Raw genomic sequence first — 24,217 nt, 5'->3', positions numbered from 1 at the left:
CAATCATGGTTGGTGACAACTTCATAACTTCCCTCTCATGGTGTTGTTTTTTCACTAAAAAATTAGGATGTATGTGTTTTCAACTCATTCCCATACGAGTTGCGCCCTGCTTTTGCTCCATGTTCGCTCCCTCAATCTTCCGCCAGTGCTCCAGATACCGCTCGTTCTTTGCCAGCGCCACGTCTCCGGCCACGCTGAAAGCATAGGCAGCAGTGCGTTCGGCATAGCGTTGCCAGTCGCGGCCTTCGTTTTTCTCTCTGATGGTAGGGGCGCATTGGCGCACGGCTTCGGCCACGGCCTGCTGGCTGTGGCCGGTGGCCCGCAGACGCAAGGCAATCATGGCATCCACCCGTGACAAATCTTCCAGGGCAAGGTGCTGGCGGATATTCTCATAGTGCGCGTAGTAGGCAGCGACTGAATTGCCAGGATGAGCGTGTGTGGGCACGGGGCGCGGGCGTGTCTGTGGCTGCCGGGCCTTTTCTGCTGCGGCATATTCACGGTCTATCTGCCTGGCCAGTTCCAAAGCCTTGGAGCATTCGCGCTTTTCGGCCTTGAGCAGCTTCACCTTGGGAAAGGAGCCATCCTCGCGCCTGTGTTTGGGCTTTAAGTTGCCGAAGCCTGGTGCTCGGTGCGGATGGATGCAGCCGGAGAGCTTTGGATCGCCATACTGCTTGTTGAGGCGCTCCGTGATCCGGTTGCCTACATCCCGATTGTGCGGGCTTTGCAGCTTGGGAATGGTGAGCACACATTGATAATTGCCCGGTGAACTTTCCAGCACTACAGCGGGCCGGAAGCCTTCAGCATAGAGCTTTTCCAGGCTCTCCCGCGTCATATCGTCAATAAGGATGTGATGTCTGTTCTCGGAAAGCGGTGTGTAATAGATGTTTTCGCCGCGCTGCTGAAGCCGGAGCATTTCGGGCAGGTGTGCGGCCAACTCCTCTGGAGTGAAGCCTTGGGATGCTCCGTTCCTCTTGTCCAGAATGAAGACCTTTTTATCGCCATCCGGTTTCATGCGGATACAGGTCACACGGATGCGATCCGCATTCACAGCGGAAACATAGTGCTGGAGCTGTTCATGCACAGGTGTGGATGGAGCCGTGGTGGCCATATGCACGGGCAGCTCCGGGCGTTGGGATTGGATACGGAACCTGTGCCGCCAGCGGTCGGCCTGCGTGTGCAGACCACGCCCGCGCAGCCAGGTTTCAAAGTGGGGTTTACCTTTGCCGGGCTTCTGCCTGCGTCCTGTTTGCTGCCTAAACTGACGCAACTCATCACGCTGTCGCATTTTCAGACGGTGCCTTTCGGCGTTGAGCACGGGCAGCCCGCGTTTGCCAAGGCCGCTCAAAATCTGCTTCCGTTCGCTGCTGTGGCGGGATTTCATGGCATCAAGTTGTTGCTGTTTTTTTGCCTCGTTTTGGTCCAAAGCAGGCATAGAAATGTCTTTCTGATACTGCCGCCATTCTTCCAAATTTACCTCGCTTACTGGTTCGGGCTGCATTTTTTCCAGAGGCGGTGGGATTTCTGCTGGCATAAATTCCCCAAGCCTTTTGCACAATTTGCTCATGCCAAAATCACGATCTATGGACGAAACCTTAACTGCTTTTTCACCCACAAAAACGATGGCCCCGGAGCCTTTCTTTTCAAAACGCAGACCTTTTTCAGCAAGTTTCTGATGCAATTCCGGCCAGGAAGTTGCGTTTTTAATGATGTCATGCCCTCGTTCCTGGGCAATTCGTTGGGCGGATTTCTCGCCGGTGGCGTGTTCAACGGCCATTGCTTCCTGTCGGGGCTGAATTTTTTTTGGCCTTATGTTACGGGCAAGTTCGCCGCTTTCCAACACCGAGTAGCGGGAATTTGCTTCGCTTGCCCAGCCCTGCTTGTGTTCCACCAGAGCAACGATCTTATGGGCCTCTTCTTTGTCGAAACCCTTGTGCGGTTGCACCGCTTTTCCGGTCACGGGATGCATCCGATTGACCGCAATATGGACGTGATAATTTTCGGTATTGTAATGCAAACCATATACGGCCTGGTGCCCGACAAGGCCCATGCGCTCCAGAAAAATATCCACCAGCTCATCCACCTGAGCGCGAGTTGGTTGTTCATGCTCCTGCCACGAAAACACCCAATGACTCACTGGCATTTTGCTGTGGACGCTCTCTTGGGCCAGCGCAATCATTTCCACTTTCTGACCATTGTGCGTGGCGGCGAAAAAGTTTCTGCTCCCGGCGTGGGCGATTTTTTCCTGCGCATTGGTGTTGTGCGGATAGCGGATATAATCCACCAGGTCGCCAATTTGCCAGACCTTGGGCTTGTCCATGTCTGTGTACTTCACCTTCTTGACGATCACTGTTTTGCGCTCCCCAATCTTTCAATGGCGCGTCCCAAAATCCGCAGAGTTTCTTCTTGCTGCTCCAGATGTTCACGGCTGGCTCCGGCCTGCCGCAGTGTTTCAAAATGATGCTTGAGCAGGCCCCCGATACGGCGCAATTCACGGACTGTGGTCATGTCCGTTTGCGCGACTATGTGAGTGGGTGGCCTGCCGCCAAAGCCGCGACGCCGGAGGCATTCGGAAACCGAAAGCCCGGCCAAGCTGGCTTGTTCCTCAAGCTGTTTTGCTTCGCCTTCGGACACCCAGAGGGTGTATCGCTTATGGAATTTGCGCTTTGGCTTTGCCATGCCTTCTCCCTGCCTTTTGTCTTGAGAGCGTGAGAAGCCTGCGCCGAATGCGTTGCCTTTGGGAGTCCAGAGGGCGCAAGCCCTTTGGCAGGATAGTAGTTGGCGTCAGACAACTACCATCCTGCCACGAAGAACCCACAACAGGGAGTGGCGTAATGACAGGGATTGAATATTTGTGCTATGCTGTCGGGAAATTCCAAGAATGGAGGCAAACATCAATGGCAGTGAAGACCAGAATACCAATGGAAAAGATTATGGCGGTCAAAAAAAAGCTCCAGAAACTTCCTGCAAAAGAGACGGGTAAAACCCGCGAGGAAGCTCTGGAGATACTGGCCGGGGATTTTCAGGAGGCTTTGAAAAAGGGCTATTCCGTGAAGGAAATACGTGAAATTTTAGGCGAGGAAGGGGTGAGGCTGGCGCTGTCGAAAGTGGCAAAGTAGGCCTTTTAGAGCATTCCACCAACTTGGGCGTACACGGCTAGTATCTGTCATATCATGCTAAACACGGTTAAAATGGTATGGTGGTCTTGACTTTTTGCCTTGTCTTCAATAAAATTAGCGGAATACATTACAAACCACAGATGTCTACGAGTTAAGAAAGGGTGGAGTAAAAATCATGGAAGACAGATGGTTGTCTGTAGATGAAATCGGTGAATATTTAGGTGTTAAACGCGATACAATTTACAGATGGATCAGTGAAAAGAATATGCCTGCCCACAAAATAGGTCGTCTCTGGAAGTTCAAAAAAGGCGAAACCGATGAATGGGTGCGAACAGGTGGCGCAAACGATGCTAGTGCAGGACATGATGAAAAAAAATAACTATCTTTCCGCCTTGGGCTTCAATATGGGATTGGGGGGAGCCCATATTTCGCGCACGATGATGCTCGAAGAATTAAGCATCTTGCTTGCTCATACAAGTCGGATAGATGCAGAAAAAAAAGAATACCTCCACGCGATCATTGCTGAAAACTGCCTTGGAAAACGTTCGGCAAAAACCCGCACTCTCACTGGCAGATATCTTGTCGATTTGTACTCTCTTGACTATAAAAATAGGGCCATGACTAGGACAGAGGCCAATAAAAGGCTAATGTCTAGTTATGGCAATAAAAAACAAGTACATCATTCGTTCTAAAATTTCTGAGGCTAAATTCCGTCAACTTCTCAGGCTTTTTTGCGTTGATTTAAATGCTACTCAAATCGCCCAGGTAACAGATTTAAACAGGAATACCGTGAATAGATTATTACAGGGGATAAGAGAGAGAATTGCCTTTGCCTGTGAAGTAGAATCGCCTGTTTCCGGCGAGGTTGAGGTTGATGAAAGTTACTTTGGCGCTCGCCGAGTCCGAGGGCTCAGAGGTCGTGGCGCTAGAGGAAAAACAATAGTTTTTGGCCTCTTCAAAAGGCAAGGGAAGGTTTATACAGAGATTGTCCCTAATTGCTCCAAGGTCACTCTGCAAGGCATCATCCGTGGCCGCGTGGATCCCGAAAGTATTATTCATTCTGACGGTTGGAGAGGGTATAACGGTTTGGTAGATCTCGGTTACCAGAAACATTATCGAGTCCACCATGGTGACAATGAATTTGCCAATGAATATAGCCATATCAATGGCATAGAGAGTTTTTGGGCTTATGCCAAAACTCGTTTGGTACGCTTCCGGGGCATACAAAGACAGACTTTTTATTTTCATTTGAAAGAATGTGAGTTTCGGTTTAATCATAGAGGTGAGGATTTGTATAAAATCATCCTCAAAATGTGCAGAGAAAAACCTCTGTCCTAGTCATGACCCTAAAAATATTCTTTTTAGATCCCTGTTATATTTTTGGAATCGTGACACAGCTTCCAGACCATTACTGGCTTTGCTCTGTGCCTATGCTCGTGATCCTGTTTTGCGCGTTACCGCTCATCATATTTTGAATATTTCTGAAGGAACTGTGCTTGCTCGCGAATCACTAGAAGAGTTTATTGACGCACAAAAGCCAGGACGCTTTAGCAAGGCCACCTTGAAGTCCACAGCTCAGAACATCAATGCAACTTGGACTAAATCGGGGCACCTGAATGGCCGTGCCAAAAAGGTGCGGGGGCGGGCTACTCCAACTGCCGCAAGCGTTTCGTATGCCATGTTTCTTGGCTACCTTACTGGTCTTCGGGGGCAAACCCTTATCCAATCCGAATATGGCAAACTTCTTGATTGCCCGCCTGGTAAAATTATTGAGCTGGCTGAAGAAGCTTCGCGCAAGGGCTGGATCGATCTCAAACGGGTTGGTGAGATCATCGAAATCGGATTCCCCAAATTGATCAGCCAACATGAATTGGAGCTGCTCCATGAACAGGATTAAACGGCTGACACAATCCTACAGCAAATTTATCTCGATTCCGTGGCGAAACGATGCCGCCGCCGCACAGCGTGTGATTTTTTGTGTCTACAATGAAACTGAAGAACGCTGGCTTAGGGCCAAGATAGATGAATTTGAAATTGCCACCCGGCAGGCAGGTCATGAGTGGGGTATTTTTGACCTGACCGATACTTTTGCTGCCTGGTTGACTTCCCAGCGCTATGCCACCAGCTATTTTCAAAAGCCACACCTCTTACCGACTTTGTTACCCAAGTACCTCAGTTATATTGTTGCAGAATTTGATAGCTTCCTGCAAAAAAAAGCATTCGGCGCAGAATCTGTTATAGCACTGAAAGGTGTTGGTTCATTATTTGGATTTTTGAAAGTAAAAGATGTGGTAGATGCCTTGGCCCCATTGGTTTCAGGGCGTCTGCTGGTCTTCTTCCCCGGTAGTTTTGAAAACAACAACTACCGGCTGCTGGATGGCTATGACGGGTGGAATTATCTTGCGGTGCCCATAACTGCTGATAAGGAATTTTGAATAAAGGATAGCTGATGTACAATCACGACATTTACCAAAAAGACCCCGCCACCCGCAAGCTTGTTAATGAAGGTGTGGCCAGCGTTAATGATGAAACAACCAGTCATGCGCTTGCAGTGCTTCGTTATGAGCTGGAAACGTTTGTTTGCGATGGTCAGTATGAAAAAGGGATGTCGCATATCCTTGAAACCTATCTGAAAAATACCGACCAAGCGCAACAGCCCGGAGTATGGGTAAGCGGCTTTTTTGGGTCGGGTAAGTCCCACCTTGTAAAGATGCTTCGGGCTCTTTGGGTAGACACCACCTTTGCAGACGGGGCCACGGCTCGTGGCATTGCCAACCTGCCGCCGGGAATCAGCGATTTATTAAAAGAGCTTAGCACGCAAGCCAAACGGCATGGGGGCCTGCACGCCGCATCTGGAACCCTTGGTTCAGGAGCCAGCGGTAGTGTGCGGCTGGCACTTTTGCGTATCATTTTCAAATCTGCGGGGCTGCCAGAGCAATACTCTGTGGCGCGTTTTGTCATGTGGTTGCGTCAGGATGGTATTTATGAACAAGTGCGCAACCATGTAGAGCAAAATGGCTTTAACTGGCAAGAAGAGCTGGATAACTTCTATGTAGCAGAAGGACTTCACGCCGCTTTAATGCAGGCCAAGCCCAAACTTTTTGCTACGCCAGAATCTTGTGTGGAAACGCTGAACAACCTCTATCCCTATGTTCAGGATGTTTCGAGTGACGACATGCTCAAAGCAGTTCGCCAAGCCCTGACAAAGGATGGCAAATTTCCCTTGACCCTGATTGTGCTTGATGAAGTGCAACAGTTTATTGGGGGCAGTGCAGAACGCTCCATTGAAGTGCAGGAAATGGTTGAAGCCATTTGCCAGAATGTTGGTGGTAAAATTTTGTTTGTGGGCACGGGGCAAACAGCCCTTACCGGTGTTGCGCTTCTGGCTCGGTTACAGGGTCGTTTCACTGTACGAGTTGAGCTTTCAGACGCAGATGTGGATGCAGTTATCCGTCAGGTAATTCTGGCTAAGAAGCCAGAAGCCAAGCCGCAAATCGAACAGATTATGCAGACGAATCTGGGAGAAGTTTCACGGCATCTTGCAGGCACTACCATCGGGCACATGCAAGACGATATTCAGCACTTCTCACAAGACTATCCCATTTTGCCTGTGCGTCGCCGTTTTTGGGAAAACACACTTCGGGTTTTGGATCAGACTGGCACCGAAAGCCAGCTCCGCAACCAGCTCAGCATGATCCACAAGGTTATTCAAACCAACCTGAATGAACCCTTGGGGCATGTTGTCCCGGCTGACTATCTTTATTTTGACTCTGCCTACAAATTGCTCCAGTCGCGTATATTGCCTCGCAAAGTGCATGAAAAAACCATCACCTGGAGTAAAGGCACAGACGACGAAAAACTTATGGCCCGTGCCTGTGGCCTAGTTTTTTTGATCAACAAACTCGGCAGCCAGAACCAGGAGCTTGGCATTAAAGCCACCATTGATACCCTGGCCGACCTGTTGGTAGAAAATCTTTCGCAAGGCAGTGGCGCGTTGCGCAGCAAGCTGCAAAGCCTGTTGGCACACTGTGAACTGCTTATGCGTGTGGGCGATGAATATCGCATACAAACTGAAGAAAGCACGGCGTGGAACGACGAGTTTCTCAGCCAGCAAGCCGCGTTATCCAACGAAGCCCACCGAATTGACGCAGAACGTGAAGATCGTATCCGTAAAAAATTTGGCGATGTTGTGCGCAAGCTATCCTTGATGCACGGTAGTTCAAATGTTCCTCGCGACATTCACCCAGTCTTTGATACTCAGCTCCCAGCAGATGCCCATCAGCGTCTGTGTGTTTGGGTGCGTGATGGGTGGAGTACGGATGAAAACTCTGTGCGAGCAGATGCACGGCAGGCAGGCAATCAATCCCCCACAGTGTTTGTATTTATACCAAAACGCTCTGCTGATGACCTGCGCACCCATCTTATCAACTACAAAGCCGCCACAGCTACCCTAGACAAGCGCGGCGTACCAAACACCCCCGAAGGCACAGAAGCGCGGGCGGCAATGGAAACCACCAAGCAAGGCGGGGAAGGTAAAATTCGTGAATTGCTTGATGAGGCATTCTCTGGTGCTCGCATCTTTCAGGCGGGCGGTAATGAGATGCTGGGTAACGACCTTCAGGAAATGGTGTTGGAGGCTGCCAGCAATTCGCTCCAAAGGCTGTACCCGCAGTTTCAAATTGCTGACCACCCACAATGGGCAAAGGTATACGAAAAAGCCCAAAGGGGCGCACCCGATGCCCTGAAAATCGTGGGTGATGAAGGCGAACCGGCCAGAAATCCTGTATGCAAAGCTATTCTTGGCTTTCTTGCGGCAGGAAAAAAGGGTGTTGATATCCGTACCTGCTTTGAATCCTCGCCATACGGTTGGTCGCGTGATGCGGTGGATGGCGGCCTACAAGTGCTGCTGATTGCAGGGCTCATTCGGGCACAGGACGAGCGTGGGCAAACCCTTGACCCTAAAGAGCTGGAACGCAAGGCCGTGGGCAAGGCCTTCTTTAAGGTGGAGTCTGCCACTATTACCACAGCGCAGCGCATACAACTTCGCAAACTGTTCCAAAAGCTTGGCTTATCCGTGCCATCGGGAGCGAAAGAGTTGGAGGTGGATGCTGACGAAGAGCCGACTGCTGCCAAGGAGCAGAGGTTGATTCATCTGCCCGTTGAGGGAAGAGGTGGCCCCCTTGTTCGGACAGGAAACAGCGGTTCCTTAGCTTGTCTTTTTCCTCATTAGGCTGCCTTTACTAGTCCCTGATGGTAGCAGCGCTCTGGAGTTGTCCCGTCCAGGCTGCTGTGCGGACGAGTCTGATTGTAAAAGCTGATCCATCTGCCGATACCCTCGCGGGCTTCCGAGCCAGTTTCGTAAGCGTTCAGATACACATTTTCGTATTTGAGCGAGCGCCAGAGACGTTCAATAAACACGTTGTCCAGCCAACGGCCTCGGCCGTCCATGGAGATGCGGATTCCATTGTTCCGCAGGACGTTTGTAAAGGCAACGCTGGTAAACTGACTACCCTGATCCGTGTTGAAGATATCTGGTGTGCCGTATTTTTCCAAGGCTTCTTCCAGGGCCACAATGCAAAAATCCGCTTCCATAGTGTTTGAGAGCCGCCAGGACAATACTTTGCGGCTGTGCCAGTCCATGATGGCGACCAGGTATAGAAACCCCTTACGCATTGGAATGTACGTTATATCCGAGCACCAGACCTGGTTGCTCCGGGCTATGGTCAGGTCGCGCAACAGGTAGGGGTACCGTTTATGCTCCGGGTTCGGCACGCTGGTTTTCGGTTTCTGGTATATTGCCATGAACCCCATCAGCCGCATCAGGCGGCGGACGCGCTTTCTGCCGACGCAGTACCCCAGTGACACAAGATAGCGGCACATTTGCCGCACTCAAAAACGGCCATTCGGTGAAAGCCCGGTCGATTTCCTGCATCAATGTGCGGTTTATGGCCGATTCTCCGGCTTTTTCGTAATACAAGCTGGAACGAACGACTTTGAGCAGGCGACACTGCCGGACGACGCTGAGCTGCGCATGGCCCGGATTGACCATGCTTTGCCTGCGGGAGACGCTCACCGCTTCCCCCAGGCCTCGGCTAAAAAATCTCGTTCCACAGTAAGCTGACCGATTTTGGCATGAAGTACCTGGAGTTGTTTTTCCTTTCTGGCCTCTTCGGTCTTGATTTCACCGGCAAAGATGCCCGCGGCCGACTCCTTGAGCTGCTTCACCCATTTGTGGATGAGTGTCTGATGAACGCCGAATTCTGAACTGAGTTCAGCGATGGTCTTATCGCCGGAAAGAGCAGTCAGGGCCACTCGGGCCTTGAAAGCCGGGGCATGATTCTTTCGCTTGGACATGTGTGTTCTCCTCGTCTGGTTGAGTAGCTATCACACCTGTCCGATTTTTGGGGAGCACCTCTGCTCAACTTTGACCCGCCTTTCGCTGCCGCTGGTGACACTTCAAACGCTTCCATGGGTGGTTTGACCTTCACCGCCAATACCGTGGATGCCCTGATGACCGTGGGCCAGAACAGCATGGTTTCGCTGGGCAGCACAGATGCCGAATGGCTGCGCACAGAAGTGCTGCGTTACCAGAGTGACGGAAAGGGCCTGTGGGGGCAGGATATAACAGCGGCTCTCGCCCTGCGCACGCCGCAGACGCTGAGCACCACTGGTGGCATTAATGTGGATGGAACATGGGTCACGGGCGGCGCGGCCGCCACGGCCAACACCGCTCATTTTGCCGATAAATCTCTGCTTGTGGTGGACGCTACGGGCATCGGCAGTGGCGTGGCCCTTTCAGGTGAATCCGGGGGCACCAGCACCCTTACTGTGGATTCCGGAGCAAAACTGCACATCGTGGGCGGTCAGGACGGAGAAACGCTGAACGTCACTGGCGGCTTTGGCGCTTCCACAAAGGATGCTGCCAGCTGGACAGGCAGCAACCTGACCACAAGCACCGCTCTGCTTTCTGCCACCGGCGGCACGTTTGATACAGCCAATGGCGCATACAGCGTGAGCCTTAAGGCCAATGCGGCGTCTTCGTCCTTCCCCATGATGTCGAGCAGCATGGGGGCACTGGTAGATCGCATGGTGGTTCAGACCGGGGTAAATCCGAATTCGCCCAACGCAGGCGTGCGATTCGTATCCCGTGCCATGAGCGACAATTATATTGGCACGACAGACCGCAACAAAGCCGCCGCAACTGTTGAAGGTGCGGCCCAGATGGCTGCTGTAGGTGCCGTGCAGGGTAGCACTCTGAGTGCTGCGACAGCTGCTTCTGGTGCGGTGCTCAACCGCACATCAATGACGTTGCCGCGTACGGATATGAGCCAAGCCGTGGCCGTGCGCCAAGATACGGATGGCAGCCTTAGCCTCGATTCTGGCCTCAGTGCCGGGGACGGCCTTAAAAACGGCCTTGGGGTGTGGATCATGCCGCTCTACCAGTCCAACAATGTTTGGGGCATGCAGGCAGAGAACTTCAAGACTGGCTACAACAGCAACCTGGGCGGCATTGCCCTGGGTGCGGATTACACCATCAACGACATGTTCCGCTTCGGTGCCGCGTTCAACGTCGGTGCCGGGTATGCCAAATCCACCGGAGATTTCAACAGCACGGACAACCGCTTCAACTTCTGGGGCGTGAGCCTCTACGGTGGGTGGGTCTACAACAACTTCGGCCTCTCTGCCGATGTGGGCTATACTGGCAACTACAGCAAGGTGGAGCAGGATATGCCCGCCTCCATGCAGATGAGCGACCTCAAGGCCGACGTAACCAGCCATGCTTGGAATACGGGCCTCAAGGCGGAATACAAATTCAACGCCGGTGCGCTGGATATTATTCCGCGTGTGGGGGTGCGCTACCTCGGGCTTGTGACCGATGGTTATGACGTGAAGAGCGGCGGTACGGTCTTTGAGGTGGACGAGAGCACGCAGTCCATCTGGACATTCCCCGTGGGCGTGAGCTTTGCCAAAGCCTTTGAAACCGAGAGCGGCTGGCAATTCAAGCCACAGCTTGATCTGGGAGTTATTCCGGCGGCGGGAGACGTTAAGGCCAAGAGCAAGGCCCGCGCTCCCGGTGTGGACAGCCAGGCCGAAATGAAAATGCAGGTGGTGGACTACGCCACCTTTGACGGCGGCTTGGGCTTTGAGCTTGGCAAGGGCGACTTTACCCTTGGGCTGACCTACAACCTTCAGGCTTCGGAACACAGCACGGGGCACGGCGTGTTTGGCACGCTGCGGTATGAGTTTTAGATAGACGAACGTGGGCCGGGGAAATCCTTGGCCCACGTTATTTTAAAAACAATATTGCCAACCTAATGTTATTAATTTAGTTTTCTTGAAAAAAAATATTAACTGATTTTTTGTAAGGAGAGGCTGAATCTCTAGCAAGTCGGCCTATAAAAGTATTTTTTTATCTCATGGGCAGTTGCTCATAACTCTAAACACTGAGGAGACTACGGTGGGAGTTTTTAAAATTTTAGCATGTGCGGTAGTTGGTGTCGGCGCTGTTGCAGCTGCCCCGTTTACTGGTGGTGGTTCTGTTCTTGCTGGTGCGACATTGTTGGGGTCTTTGGCTGGTGCAGGGACCATTGCTGCAGCGGCGGGGGCAGCCGCTGTTGGCGCAACAGTTGGAGGCGCTCTCAGTGAAATGGATAACGAACAACAGAGAACTCATGCGAGCAATGCCTGGGAAGAAGGGTTTGAGGCTGGCAAAGCCCTGACCACAGTGGAATATAAAAAATTATTCACAGAATTTCAAAATAAACTATCCAGATATCATAATTTTGAACGACAGGTTGTCGGTTTGTATGCAGTTGGCATTGCCGCCGCTTATGCCGATAAAGATTTTTCAGAAGAAGAACGAAGGGATCTTGAAGAATTCGTATCAGGAGCAGCTTCAAAAGTATTACCGCAGCATATAAAAGGCACGCTTGAGGAATTGCGCAATAGACCTCCTTCATTGGAAGAGGCCATTGAAAAAGCAAAAAATTATGGATGTTGTGCAGAAGACATTACTGATGTCATTCTGTTAATTATCAATGCTGATGGTGTTGTGCTTCCCGAAGAAGTGCAATTCATGGAACGTTGGGAAGCGTTGAAGCCTTCCTACTCAACCGTTCAGTAGGGGAGGCGATAATGTCCAAGTTAGAACGCTTTCAACGGCGCAAGGATTTACTGCAACGAACGCGCGCTGAAGAAAGCCCCCTCAATAGTGTCGAGTCCTTGGAACCGCCTGCGGGAAGTTCAGTCTTAGATGAATTTGAAGCATCCCAGAAAGCTGAATGGGATGCTTTAGCAGCCCCTGTTGATGTAACCGTTGAACAAGTTGAGGGCATTTTATACCGTTTCAGTAAAGAATGGGAACAAACCAAATTCGACGATTGTTTTGATAACGTCCAAAAAAATATTCTTTCCAGCATTATCAATCCGTTGGGCTTGGGGAGTATTGTTGCAGCCTATGATAAAGTGGGAGGGAATGTAGATACTATCCACAATGTCCGCCAAGGTATTTATGCAACAAAGGAAGAGCAGGAAAAATACGACCAGAGGGGAAGCTATGATTCCTATAAATATCATAGTGACAAGCAATTTATTGATGTAAACAGAGAGCTTTCAGCTCAAAAAAAAGCTGGAAAGCTTGATGATGGATACAGAGGGGAACGATTTCAGTCAAACGCCAAAACAGATTTGGATCATGTCGTGTCCGCTAAAGAAGTACATGACGATGCGGGAAGGGTGCTGGCTGAAATGGACGGGACGTCTCTTGCCAATGACAAATCAAACCTAACAATGACATCACCGTCTGTTAATCGTTCCAAAAAAGATTCTTCGGTTGATGATTTCATCAACCGGAACGATCAAAAAGCAGAAAATCGTAAACTCCGCATACAGCAGCTGGAAGGCGAATCTGTCCTAAATGACAAGGAACGCAAAGAACTTCACAAGCTTAAACAGCTTGATGAAGTTAACGTTGATAAAATGCAAGAGGCTGATGCAACGTCGCGAAAAGCGATGGATAAAAAAATTAATACAGAATACTACACAAGTAGTAAATTTCTATGCAACACAGCCATTACTGGCGCTATTGAGTCTGGAAAAATGGGAATGCAGCAGGCTATGGGGTTGCTGTTTATAGATCTTTTTGAGGGCCTCTTTGCAGAAATAAAAGATGCATACGCTCACGGCATTCAAGCTGGCACTGACGCGGATTCCAATACCAAGGCGGTCTTGGTTCGTGGTGAAAGGATCACAAAAAAGATCATAGCGGATTGGCAGAACATTGTGACAGCCTTCAGGGATGGGGCTGTCAGTGGCTTTATCAGCAATTTGGCGACAACGTTAATCAATATCTTTGCGACAACAGGGAAGAATCTCGTTCGTATTATTCGAGAAGGCATGTTCTCCCTGTTCAAGGCAATTAAGCTGCTTGTTTTTCGCCCTGAAGGCATGAGCTTGCGTCAAGCTGCTGATGCGGCCCTCAAGGTACTCGCCGCAGGGGCGGTGTCGCTGGGGGGCATTACTCTTGACCTGTATCTTCAGGAAACCTTGGGGCCTGTCCTTGCCTCCATCCCCGTACTTGGGACGATTTCGTCAACGTTGATTACCATTCTAGCTGGCGGAGTAACAGGCATTGCCATGGCGCTTGCCATGTATTTCATCGATAAGATGGATGTCTTTGGCGTTAATGACCAGGAGCGCCATCGTTTTGTCTGCGAAAAATTGATTGCTCTGCAGGAAGAGGCAGACCAAGAAATCACAGCAATATCCGACGCAGCTTTCGCCCCACTCTACTGAAGCCATAGAGTGTTAAATTTAGCAATGTTGCCCGCTCGTTGACAAATTTTCCACAATAACTGTGGAATTACTGGACGATCCCATTTTTTCGAAGGGAAATATATGAGGTTGCCTAAAGCGGCGCAAACTCGAGATATGCCCCGAGTTTATGGATTATGGAGCCAGCAGCACAGGCAATAAGCGGGGCCGATTGCGCGCGGGGCATGGCGTGTACTGAGAGACTATGCAGAGAGGGCCGGGGATTTCCCCGGCCCTCTTTATTATGGCAGGCTATTTTCTGATAAATAAGAACAAGCTTTCACAGATTGGCAAGCACAATCCAGAGCACGATGCCGCGAAGCCAGCTTGACCCAAAGAACTATATTCGGTATTTATTTAGTCAAAGGAGCGTCAATATGCAACTCAGCACCGCAGTACGACCAATTAGTGAGGTCAAGGCACAGGCCGCAGAAATCATTCGCACTTTCAGTGAAGAAGCTGCGCCGCCCGTTGTGATCACCCAGAATGGCGAGGCCAAGGCCGTGCTCATGGGCATCCATGAATATGAGCGCATGCAGGAAACGCTTGCCATGCTCAAGGCTCTCAGCCTTTCCGGCAAGAGCTTTGAGGTGGGCAAGGGACGCCCCGCTCGGGAAGTTTTCGCAGGCCTGCGCACAAAGGGTAAACGATGACCCTTTCCGCTGGGACGCCATTTTTGCAAGTCTTGCTCTCTCCAGAGGCAGAACAAGACTTGCTGGAGATATACACCTATACAGCAGCCAATGCGGGGCAGGAGCAAGCGGATACGATCCTGGGCAAGTTAGAGCAGGCCATTCTCTCTCTGGAAAACCTGCCTCTGCGTGGCAATGTCCCCCCTGAGCTAGAAATAGTGGGCATCACCCGCTACCGTGAAATACATGTCCACCCATGGCGCATAATCTACGAGGCGCTTGAGGCCGTGGTGCATGTCCATTGGGTATTCGATTCTCGACGCGATGTGGCGGGGCAGTTTGCGCAAAAGATGTTGCGCTGACCGCTGCTAATTAATGTGCAGCACAAAACAACACGGTACTGCCCGCCCCCGTTTCACTGAAAATCCTCCGCACCGGACAGGAACCGCCGCGAAATGAGGGTTTTTCATAGTGAATGCGAACTGCTTCCTTGAAAATTTCAATATCGAGCGTTTCTTTGCAGAAAACGCCTTCCAATTGGTGGATTCGCTTTTTGAAGCCTTTACTTTGGGCTTCAATGGCGGATTTTCCGCCCTCACGCATCTGTTTTCTCACGGTAAAGCAGATTCGGAGATACACCCTACGTTCGCGTCACCAGGGAAACTGACTGATAGGGTCCATGCTACTTTTTCGCCAACTGACCAGCACTGACGGGCGTTATGCTTACTATCTTCACCGTTGGACTTGTTTTAGCACTAGTTCCAGACATAGTTCCAGCACCTCCTCAGTAGTTAGAGGAGGGTCCGGTCGAAATGGGGACTACTCCAGGGCTCTTTTGTTTAAAAAACTTTTTTCGATCAGAGCGGTGTTATTGGATAGACTTTCTCCTCAGGCACATCTTGCAAATTAAGGATTCAAAGGATAGTTTATATCCTACAACATCATGTAACAACTTAAAATTACTGAAAGGTTGTCAGTATTATGCAAAAGAACTCTGCCAAGCTGAAACCAATAGTTCGTTTTCTTGCAGACGAGACTAATGGCAGAGCATATTCATCTTATAAATATTGCCATGACAGCATAAGCATTCCACAGTTCGACTATGATGACGACCCCAGAGAGCTATCTGCAGATTTTTTTGCAGAGACAGACTACCGTTCAAATACACCAATAGAATTATCTAAACGACTTTTCCAACACTCGCCAATATTACGTTATTTTCTAGATGGTTCACGCAAAACATATAAAGTAGACGATATCGAATATGATGGTGTAGTCTATCCTATTGTTGCAGGACAAATATGTGTGGCTTGTTGTCAACGCGAATCCTTTTCGCAGTTCAAAAAGAAAGAGATTCTTTCAGCCCGCACATTAGTTATTCCATCTAAAGCCAATGCTGATGGCGATGGCGTTCCTTCTTTTTATAAATCCACCTGCAAATGTATAAATACCGCATGCGCTTTAAATGGGGCTAATAAATTTGGCATAGATATATCCTTATCAGAGGTGCTGCCTTACGAAACTGGCCGCAAAATGGCAGATAGCAAATACGAAAATCGTGCAATTGCGAGAATTCAAGATAAAATGATTGAAATGGAGAAGGAACTCGTTGCCGATCTGGCGCAAAAACGCCTCCTCTCCTCTGAGTCATACCTAGTTAAGGATGGCTCCCTTCAGTATAAAGTACCCAAAGGTAAAGACTCTCACATATCTGCTATTACACGCGATAACTACAGATTTGTAGTTGGAGCTTCAAAAATGTTTAATCCCGAGCTTCTTGCTGGACGAAAAAAAATATTAACTGCAAAAAACATTGCTGAGCTTCCAACATACTACAGGACACCAGCCTTTAGATATCACAATAGAGATTTCTCTGGTGATACTCAATATGCTATTTGGTATGTCCGCATCAGAGATATGAAATACTCCAATTCCCCTTTTGCTGGAGTACTGAAGCTCGAAAAGATATTGGTTACTGAAGATGAGCGCGAAAACGGTCTACCTACTGACGAAATCGATATGATTACTGCCAATATTATCAATGAAAGGAGTCCGGTCTGTTATGGCTCAGACGAGCGCTGGGCAAATCATCTATACCCAATCTATCTGACAGAATCTTTTTTAAAGAGTCAGTTTCTTGGCGATCATTTTTTTATAAGCCTCTTTTAATTGCGAGGTTACGATGCCTTCAAAGTTAATTGGTAAAATATCTGCAACGGAAAAAAACCCAACTACAATAGATTATTTTTTATTTTGGACGGATAAATCCTGCATTCTTAAAACATTTGACATTGTCAAAGTTGACCACCTTCACGGCTCTGTCACCTATGGTGTAATTGAAGAAATTTCTCATATGACAGATGCTCCTAGTGCGATGACAAGCTATATCTCAAGTGATTTTGGAGAAGTTTCACACCAAGGAAACATGCATCGTCTAGGGATGAATCTTGTCAAGGCTAAAGTCATCGGCAACACTATGGGGATATATAATCCAACACTTGACGGACATAGTGTATCACTCGCATCGAAAGATGAAATCATGGATGCACTTGGCCTTAACAACGTAAAAAACCCACTCCCCTGTGGCCTTATCGAAATGTATGATGGCGATGACAAAGTAATAATTCCTGTCGATATAAACGCACATTTCTTAATTGGGCCAGAGGTGGCCCCCTTGTTCGGACAGGAAACAGCGGTTCCTTAGCTTGTCTTTTTCCTCATTAGGCTGCCTTTACTAGTCCCTGATGGTAGCAGCGCTCTGGAGTTGTCCCGTCCAGGCTGCTGTGCGGACGAGTCTGATTGTAAAAGCTGATCCATCTGCCGATACCCTCGCGGGCTTCCGAGCCAGTTTCGTAAGCGTTCAGATACACATTTTCGTATTTGAGCGAGCGCCAGAGACGTTCAATAAACACGTTGTCCAGCCAACGGCCTCGGCCGTCCATGGAGATGCGGATTCCATTGTTCCGCAGGACGTTTGTAAAGGCAACGCTGGTAAACTGACTACCCTGATCCGTGTTGAAGATATCTGGTGTGCCGTATTTTTCCAAGGCTTCTTCCAGGGCCACAATGCAAAAATCCGCTTCCATAGTGTTTGAGAGCCGCCAGGACAATACTTTGCGGCTGTGCCAGTCCATGATGGCGACCAGGTATAGAAACCCCTTACGCATTGGAATGTACGTTATATCCGAGCACCAGACCTGGTTGCTCCGGGCTATGGTCAGGTCGCGCAACAGGTAGGGGTACCGTTTATGCTCCGGGTTCGGCACGCTGGTTTTCGGTTTCTGGTATATTGCCATGAACCCCATCAGCCGCATCAGGCGGCGGACGCGCTTTCTGCCGACGCAGTACCCCAGTGACACAAGATAGCGGCACATTTGCCGCACTCAAAAAACGGCCATTCGGTGAAAGCCCGGTCGATTTCCTGCATCAATGTGCGGTTTATGGCCGATTCTCCGGCTTTTTCGTAATACAAGCTGGAACGAACGACTTTGAGCAGGCGACACTGCCGGACGACGCTGAGCTGCGCATGGCCCGGATTGACCATGCTTTGCCTGCGGGAGACGCTCACCGCTTCCCCCAGGCCTCGGCTAAAAAATCTCGTTCCACAGTAAGCTGACCGATTTTGGCATGAAGTACCTGGAGTTGTTTTTCCTTTCTGGCCTCTTCGGTCTTGATTTCACCGGCAAAGATGCCCGCGGCCGACTCCTTGAGCTGCTTCACCCATTTGTGGATGAGTGTCTGATGAACGCCGAATTCTGAACTGAGTTCAGCGATGGTCTTATCGCCGGAAAGAGCAGTCAGGGCCACTCGGGCCTTGAAAGCCGGGGCATGATTCTTTCGCTTGGACATGTGTGTTCTCCTCGTCTGGTTGAGTAGCTATCACACCTGTCCGATTTTTGGGGAGCACCTCTGCCTGAAGGTGCTCACTTCAATATTTCGGGCATTTCTGGTTTGGCATCAAAGACATCATATGCAATGTTTTTAATTAAAGCGATTCAGGACTTTTATTATGAAAAAGAGGAAGAAACAATTGCTTTTGTGATGCTTAATGTTAAGGGCAGAGATTTACTTGCGATTGATGAACTAACAGAAAATCAAAATGAATTGGAAAAAGAAATTTTTCCTATGTATCAGATGTTTAATGAGGGAAAAGAACGCCTACAAAGAACGCCATTCAGAAATGTTAAGTATTTTTTTCCTTATGCAAAAGACATGGCCGCCGGAACTTATGCGCATAAGGAAGATGTAGAAAAAGCTTTGTCAGAAAAAAAAGCCAAATTTTACAAATATATTTGTGATGAAACAGAAGGTGGCGACCAGAACAAAATTGACCTCTTGTTTTCAAATATAGACGATCCCCAGGGAACAATGGATGCAATAATTACTTACATTGTGAACGGTGAAGGACAATTTACAGGTATTTCGGAATGGAACAAGCTTCTTGAATCGATGGGACATTATACAAAATCTGGCAGAAAAGATGATCAGTCTATCCCAGTTGCAAGCTGGCGAAAATTTTATCGTATATTTAAAAAAGTTTACGATAAAAACGCTGGTTTATTCGCAGCTCGCGTAGATTCAAAAAAATCCGAAACGCGCCTGTGTGAATCATTGATGAATATCCAGCCCAATGATTGCTTTGTCATTGACATCGCTAAACTTGATGAGGAGATGCAAGCTTTTGTTTTTGGTGATGTTATGCGCTCGATTTATGACCTTAAGTTGGGTGCTGCAGAAGGACTTGGACGAAAAGCGAAAGAAAAAATTCCATCGAAGATAATTATCTTTATCGATGAGCTAAACAAATATGCTTCGGATGACTCTCCCAAAAATTCACCAATCTTACGACAAATATTAGATATCACGGAACGAGGACGATCATTAGGCGTTGTTCTCTTTTCAGCAGAGCAATTTAGAAGCGATATTCATCGGCGTGTTAAAGGAAACTGCGCAACCCACGCATATGGCAGGACGAATGCCATCGAAACATCCAAGGCCGACTATCAATATATACCCAGTACGATCAAGTCCATGCTCACACGACTTAAGCAAGGGGAGTACGTCATCCAAAATCCAACCTTTAGGTCGTTGCTGAGTATCAAATTCCCTAAACCTATTTACAAGCAGTATAAACATGGCTAAGCAGCGTACGCCGGTCATTGGCAAAAATATTATTGAATCTCTCACTTTAGGGATGTATGAAAACCCTCTCTGTATTTATCGGGAATACATACAGAACGCAGCTGACGCTATTGATAAATTTAAGTCACTTGAAATCCCCCCTTCTGACGCTTCATTTTCAATAAGTATACACATTGATGACAAAAACAATGAGATCCTCATTGAAGATGATGGGATTGGCGTTCCTCAAGCCAATGTATATGAAACGCTTACTGATATCGCCGCGTCTACAAAAGAAGCAGGAAAAGACAAAGGTTTTCGCGGAATTGGGCGGCTTGCGGGTTTAGCATATTGTGAAAAGCTTATTTTTGAAACGAGTTATGCGGGCGAGCCTTTTCGAAGTGTTCTTGAATGGGATGCCAATAGAATGCGTGCCCTAATTGCTGATCGCAAGACACCAGAACATGCGGCCGAGGTAATCCAGAAAATTACGCATTTAAGCACTGAAAAAGAATCTGAAGCAGCTCATTACTTTAAAGTGCACCTTGTCAAGGCTACTGAAGAAAAGCTCTTAGATACAGATATAGTCAAGGAATATTTAAGTTTTGTAGCACCTGTTAGATATCGTTCTGGATTTAATTATCATTCAAAGATCAAGCAATATATGACCAACAATGGGCACACGATTGATGAATATGCAATGCTCATTGATGGGCAAATTGTAGAAAAAATATATCAAACATATCTTTACATCGAAAAAAATGGGAAAAAAGAGCGATACGATGATGTCAGGGACGTAGTTTTTATTTCTGACACAACCCCTGATGGCGATACTTTGTATTGGGGTTGGTATAGTCTCACAGCTTTAGAAAAGCAGATCCCTTCCTGTAATCCTGGTAGGGGAATTAGGTTGCGCAAAGAAAACATACAGATTGGTGATGAGCTTGCCTTGGCAAAACTGTTTAAGGAGCCACGAGGGACTAGGTATTTCTTGGGTGAAATTTTTGCTGTACACCCCGAGCTGATTCCCAACTCACAGAGAGATTACTTTAGTGTAAATGAAACCGTCGTATTATTCGAAGAATCGCTTAGAAAAAAATTCTCTGAATTGGACTCGTTGTACCACCTATCATCAACAACAAGAAATCACTATAAGAAAATCAACTCTCTTATCACAGCACAAACTGAATTTTCACAAAAGTCACAAGAAGGTTTTACAGGAAAGGATGAAGCCAAAAAGTTACAAGCAGACCTAGAAGCAAAAGCTAAAGAGGCCGAATCTGCAAAGAGTTCTTTGTCCGCTCTATACAGCAGACATCAGGATGATACAACAACGGCAAAGATGCTAAATATCATCAAAGAAAAATTGGAAGTCAAGAGCACGCCTTGCAAGTCTAAGGCAGTAGCGCCCCGTGCCGAAGAAAAAATAAAGCTCAAGGTTGACAAATATAGTCATCTAAAGAAACAAGAACGCAAGTTGGTTTCCACAATTTATGAGGTTATCAACAATGTTTTGCCTAAAGACCTAGCAGCCAATTTAATAGAAAAAATTGACGAGACACTTTCTAAATGATCAGAAATATTCTTTTAATTGAGCCAAATTACAAAAATAAATATCCGCCTCTTGGCTTAATGAAAATAGCTTCATATCACCGAATTTTGGGAGATAATGTCGTCTTTTTTAAAGGTGAATTAAAAGACTTATTCAAAATAAGCCTTACCTACTCCTGTATCCGGAAGCTTGCGAACATCTCGCAAGTTATCGATTGGGAAAGCTATTTTACAGTTCTCATGAGTTTCATTTCGACTGGTTGTGCAGACTCAAAAGTGAGCATTCTTGAACTCGACCCCAACAATAGAGTTCTTATTGATGTTACTATCTCTGCATATAGGAAGTCAGCAATATCCGGAAAAATAACTGAAGATTTTTATTGGGACAGAATATATATCTCTACATTATTTACTTTTTTTTGGAAAATAACGATCGAAACAATTAATTTTACTAAAAAACTGATACAAAATTCTACGGATATAAAGGTAGGCGGCGTTGCTGCTACAGTTTTGGCGGAAGATATTGAGTCGGAGACAGGCGTAAAACCCATCTGTGGGCTTCTGGATAAGCCTGGCGTCTTCGATGACAACAATATTATAATTGATACTCTCACTCCTGACTACTCAATTCTAGAAGAAATTGACTATAAATATCCAGCAGGAGATGCCTTCTTTTCATATACTACCCGAGGATGCATCCGTAACTGTTCTTTTTGTGCAGTAAAAAAGATAGAACCAAAATTCAATCCTTATGTCTCAATATCAAATAGCATTAAAGAAATTCGTGAGCGATATGGAGATAAACAACACCTTTTACTGTTGGATAATAATGTTTTAGCCTCTAACAATCTCAAGGATATCGTAGCAGAACTTGTTAGCCTTGGGTTTTACTCTGGAGCGACATATGTTGATGACAATAAACTTGAAATAGCAATCAAAAATATAAAGTCTGGGTTTAATAAAAAAGTATACATCAATACTTCTCTTGAAATATATAAAAAACTTCTTCATAAACTGACAGGCGAACAGCAAGACATAGTTTATGAAGCATTAAAGACTAACACATTACTGCAGAATGTTTTCCCATCCCAAGAGCAAATTCTAGCAGCTTACGAAATTATTGGACCCATATATGAAAAGAAGCGCTATAAAGGCAAAAGGGCTCGATATATAGATTTTAACCAAGGCCTTGATGCTCGACTAATGACGGATGAAAAGGTTGCATTGCTTGCACAACTTTCAATCAGACCCCTCAGGATTGCTTTTGACAGCATGGAATATGAAGAAATTTACACTAAAGCTGTAAGGCTTGCCGCAAAACATGGTCTGAAACATTTTTCAAACTACCTACTATACAATGAAAAAGATAAGCCGGTGGAGTTATACCAACGGCTGAAGATTAATGTTGACCTATGCTCAGAACTGGGGGTCAATATTTACTCTTTCCCTATGAAGTACCACCCTATTACAGGGAAAGATCGATTCAACCGTGACTATCTTGGTGAACATTGGAACCGGAAATACGTCAGGGCAATTCAAACTATTCTTAACGCCACAAAGGGTAAGATAGGCGTTGGGAAAAGTTTTTTTGAGAAAGCTTTTGGTAGCAATGAAGAAGAGTTCCACCGTTTGTTAATAATGCCTGAGCTCTACATTCTGTTACGATTTTTCTTTGAGAAGACCGGACTAACTCAAGAATGGGAAAATGACCTCAAGGCACTGAACAGCGAAGAGAAAGAACTGGTTCTCCAGAAGGTTTATACCAATCATATCAGCCCGTCTGACATTTTCACTCTACCATTGCCATTGAAAAAAGTGTTACGCCACTACACCTTAAACCGTGACCACGTCTTAATGGATAAGAATAAAAATTACTATTTACTGGAAGCGGCAAAGCGTATTTTGAATTTACAATTCTAATGGATTTTTCATTGAGGGCCGAACGCCTTATCTTTTTTGTTAATTAATGCTTAGAGCGCATTTTTTCTGGCATATTGCTCATGTTACACAATATTTTAATAACAAATTTCTATGTATCTCCCCCAATATGACTTTTGAAGTTAACTCTCCCAACACCTTCAGAGGATGAGTCAGCGTGGATTTATTTAACAGTCCAGGAGTATAAGAGAAATAGTGTTATTCATGAATATTTGAAAACATATAATTACTACAAGAACACTAAAACAACGTTTCAAATCAACCAGAAAGCCCTGCCAAGCACCATGCTTGGCAGGGCTTTCTCATTCTTGGAGGAATGTTATGGCTATATACCAATCCGACAATATCACGGAACTAGCCAAGGCCCTTCTTAACGTGCAGCGAACCGTGCAACCTGTTACAAAAGATGCTGAGAACCCCTTCACCAAGAGTTGGTACGCCAGCCTCAACAGTGTCATGGACGCCTGCCGCAACGCGCTCATCGAAAACGGCATCTGGCTGTGCCAGTACCCTGTGCCTGTGGAGCAGCCCAACTCCTTAGGACTGGTTACCAAGTTGACGCATGCAGAGTCTGGTCAGTGGCAAAGCTCCCTTGCGGTAGTTCCTTTGCCCAAGGCCGATCCCCAGGGCATGGGATCGGCAATGACATATGCCCGTCGCTACGCTCTAACCGCCATGTTGGGCATGGTAACTGAAGATGACGATGGTGAAGGTGCAAAAAATGGCAAAAAATCACCTGTGCGGCCTAAATTGCCCGTAATTCCCCCTGAATCGCAAAAAGCTCGTCAACGCGACCCATCCACTACAAACGAATCTTCAGCGCCCTCAAATCGACCGCCAGCAAGCCTTGAAAACCTTCCACCGCTGGAAGGCGTCACCTACCAGCAGGTTACTGCCCAGGACGGGCGTCCTTGCATCATTGCCACCGGCAACACGCAGACCAAAAAGGAATTGCTGACTGGCTCAGGCTTCCGCTGGAACCCGCAGAGAAAATTGTGGTGGAAGTATGTCGATGCCGCATAACAAAAATCAAAATACCGAGCGAAA

At 47.5% G+C, this 24,217-nt stretch carries 21 protein-coding genes and 2 pseudogenes; 18 read left to right on the top strand and 5 right to left on the bottom strand.

Translation table 11 applies throughout. The annotated features are described in order from the left end of the window. Positions 1-79: 79 nt before the first annotated feature. Both ACUZ9Q_RS04055 and ACUZ9Q_RS04050 read right to left on the bottom strand, forming a co-directional pair. The gene (locus ACUZ9Q_RS04055) at positions 80-2,317 is read right to left on the bottom strand and encodes a DNA-primase RepB domain-containing protein (RefSeq protein ID WP_449248129.1); all 2,238 of its coding nucleotides are present in this window, start codon (positions 2,315-2,317) and stop codon (positions 80-82) included. A 26-nt stretch (positions 2,318-2,343) separates the two neighbouring features. After that, a complete protein-coding gene (locus ACUZ9Q_RS04050) occupies positions 2,344-2,676 on the bottom strand; it encodes a plasmid mobilization protein (RefSeq protein WP_449247362.1) in 333 nt (110 codons plus the stop codon). A 155-nt stretch (positions 2,677-2,831) separates the two neighbouring features. Between ACUZ9Q_RS04050 and ACUZ9Q_RS04045 the strand changes: the two genes are divergently transcribed. The 7 genes from ACUZ9Q_RS04045 (at position 2,832) to brxC (ending at position 8,346) form a co-directional block, all read left to right on the top strand. Further along, positions 2,832-3,116: a hypothetical protein gene (locus ACUZ9Q_RS04045; RefSeq protein WP_449247361.1), complete on the top strand. Its 285-nt coding sequence runs from the start codon at positions 2,832-2,834 to the stop codon at positions 3,114-3,116. A 175-nt stretch (positions 3,117-3,291) separates the two neighbouring features. Then, positions 3,292-3,495 (top strand): helix-turn-helix domain-containing protein, encoded by a 204-nt coding sequence (locus ACUZ9Q_RS04040; protein ID WP_449247360.1) that lies wholly within the window; start codon positions 3,292-3,294, stop codon positions 3,493-3,495. Continuing rightward, positions 3,482-3,808 (top strand): hypothetical protein, encoded by a 327-nt coding sequence (locus ACUZ9Q_RS04035; RefSeq protein WP_449247359.1) that lies wholly within the window; start codon positions 3,482-3,484, stop codon positions 3,806-3,808. The genes ACUZ9Q_RS04040 and ACUZ9Q_RS04035 overlap by 14 nt, the downstream gene beginning before the upstream one ends. Beyond that, a complete protein-coding gene (locus ACUZ9Q_RS04030; protein WP_449247358.1) occupies positions 3,774-4,454 on the top strand; it encodes an IS1595 family transposase in 681 nt (226 codons plus the stop codon). The genes ACUZ9Q_RS04035 and ACUZ9Q_RS04030 overlap by 35 nt, the downstream gene beginning before the upstream one ends. A gap of 109 nt (positions 4,455-4,563) precedes the next feature. Further along, positions 4,564-5,013, top strand: coding sequence for a hypothetical protein (locus tag ACUZ9Q_RS04025; RefSeq protein WP_449247357.1), 450 nt, complete (start codon positions 4,564-4,566; stop codon positions 5,011-5,013). Next, positions 5,000-5,551, top strand: a complete 552-nt coding sequence (locus ACUZ9Q_RS04020) for a BREX protein BrxB domain-containing protein (RefSeq protein ID WP_449247356.1) — start codon at positions 5,000-5,002, stop codon at positions 5,549-5,551. Before ACUZ9Q_RS04025 ends, ACUZ9Q_RS04020 begins: the two co-directional genes overlap by 14 nt. Before the next feature lie 14 nt (positions 5,552-5,565). Then, positions 5,566-8,346, top strand: a complete 2,781-nt coding sequence (brxC, locus tag ACUZ9Q_RS04015; RefSeq protein ID WP_449247355.1) for a BREX system P-loop protein BrxC — start codon at positions 5,566-5,568, stop codon at positions 8,344-8,346. Here the strand turns inward: brxC and ACUZ9Q_RS04010 are convergent. Next, positions 8,343-9,470, bottom strand: a pseudogene (locus tag ACUZ9Q_RS04010) (IS3 family transposase). The gene brxC and the pseudogene ACUZ9Q_RS04010 sit on opposite strands and share 4 nt — an antisense overlap. Positions 9,471-9,584: 114 nt before the next feature. Between ACUZ9Q_RS04010 and ACUZ9Q_RS04005 the strand changes: the two are divergent. From ACUZ9Q_RS04005 to ACUZ9Q_RS03985, 5 genes are all read left to right on the top strand, one after another. Beyond that, entirely contained in the window at positions 9,585-11,366 is a 1,782-nt protein-coding gene (locus tag ACUZ9Q_RS04005; RefSeq protein ID WP_449247354.1) for an autotransporter outer membrane beta-barrel domain-containing protein, read from the top strand. A gap of 208 nt (positions 11,367-11,574) precedes the next feature. After that, a complete protein-coding gene (locus ACUZ9Q_RS04000; protein ID WP_227117789.1) occupies positions 11,575-12,240 on the top strand; it encodes a hypothetical protein in 666 nt (221 codons plus the stop codon). 11 nt (positions 12,241-12,251) lie between these two features. Beyond that, on the top strand, positions 12,252-13,910 hold the full coding sequence (locus ACUZ9Q_RS03995; protein WP_449247353.1) for a hypothetical protein: 1,659 nt from the start codon (positions 12,252-12,254) through the stop codon (positions 13,908-13,910). Between the two features lie 395 nt (positions 13,911-14,305). Further along, complete coding sequence (locus ACUZ9Q_RS03990) at positions 14,306-14,581, top strand: type II toxin-antitoxin system Phd/YefM family antitoxin (RefSeq protein ID WP_227117793.1); 276 nt, start codon at positions 14,306-14,308, stop codon at positions 14,579-14,581. Further along, complete coding sequence (locus tag ACUZ9Q_RS03985) at positions 14,578-14,922, top strand: type II toxin-antitoxin system RelE/ParE family toxin (RefSeq protein ID WP_227117795.1); 345 nt, start codon at positions 14,578-14,580, stop codon at positions 14,920-14,922. Before ACUZ9Q_RS03990 ends, ACUZ9Q_RS03985 begins: the two co-directional genes overlap by 4 nt. A gap of 10 nt (positions 14,923-14,932) precedes the next feature. Here the strand turns inward: ACUZ9Q_RS03985 and ACUZ9Q_RS03980 are convergent, their stop codons facing one another. After that, entirely contained in the window at positions 14,933-15,163 is a 231-nt protein-coding gene (locus ACUZ9Q_RS03980) for a hypothetical protein (protein ID WP_227117797.1), read from the bottom strand. Positions 15,164-15,541: 378 nt separating this feature from the next. Between ACUZ9Q_RS03980 and ACUZ9Q_RS03975 the strand changes: the two genes are divergently transcribed. Together ACUZ9Q_RS03975 and ACUZ9Q_RS03970 are read left to right on the top strand one after the other, a co-directional pair. Beyond that, positions 15,542-16,729 carry a hypothetical protein gene (locus tag ACUZ9Q_RS03975; protein ID WP_227117799.1) on the top strand — a complete coding sequence of 396 codons (1,188 nt, stop codon included), beginning with the start codon at positions 15,542-15,544 and terminating at the stop codon, positions 16,727-16,729. Between the two features lie 13 nt (positions 16,730-16,742). Continuing rightward, positions 16,743-17,264, top strand: coding sequence for a hypothetical protein (locus ACUZ9Q_RS03970; RefSeq protein WP_449247352.1), 522 nt, complete (start codon positions 16,743-16,745; stop codon positions 17,262-17,264). A 16-nt stretch (positions 17,265-17,280) separates the two neighbouring features. Here ACUZ9Q_RS03970 and ACUZ9Q_RS03965 read toward each other — a convergent pair. Next, a pseudogene (locus ACUZ9Q_RS03965) lies at positions 17,281-18,409 on the bottom strand (IS3 family transposase). Positions 18,410-18,511: 102 nt separating this feature from the next. Between ACUZ9Q_RS03965 and ACUZ9Q_RS03960 the strand changes: the two are divergent. From ACUZ9Q_RS03960 to ACUZ9Q_RS03945, 4 genes are all read left to right on the top strand, one after another. Next, on the top strand, positions 18,512-19,702 hold the full coding sequence (locus ACUZ9Q_RS03960) for an ATP-binding protein (RefSeq protein WP_449247351.1): 1,191 nt from the start codon (positions 18,512-18,514) through the stop codon (positions 19,700-19,702). Further along, positions 19,695-21,254, top strand: a complete 1,560-nt coding sequence (locus ACUZ9Q_RS03955; protein WP_227117803.1) for an ATP-binding protein — start codon at positions 19,695-19,697, stop codon at positions 21,252-21,254. The genes ACUZ9Q_RS03960 and ACUZ9Q_RS03955 overlap by 8 nt, the downstream gene beginning before the upstream one ends. Then, positions 21,251-23,152 (top strand): hypothetical protein, encoded by a 1,902-nt coding sequence (locus tag ACUZ9Q_RS03950; protein ID WP_227117806.1) that lies wholly within the window; start codon positions 21,251-21,253, stop codon positions 23,150-23,152. Before ACUZ9Q_RS03955 ends, ACUZ9Q_RS03950 begins: the two co-directional genes overlap by 4 nt. 339 nt (positions 23,153-23,491) lie before the next feature. Next, on the top strand, positions 23,492-24,193 hold the full coding sequence (locus ACUZ9Q_RS03945; protein WP_449247350.1) for an ERF family protein: 702 nt from the start codon (positions 23,492-23,494) through the stop codon (positions 24,191-24,193). Positions 24,194-24,217 lie beyond the last annotated feature (24 nt).

Source organism: Desulfovibrio desulfopostgatei, from assembly GCF_053570645.1.
Note: the sequence above shows the minus strand (reverse complement) of the source record. Positions and strands in the feature narration are given on the sequence as shown.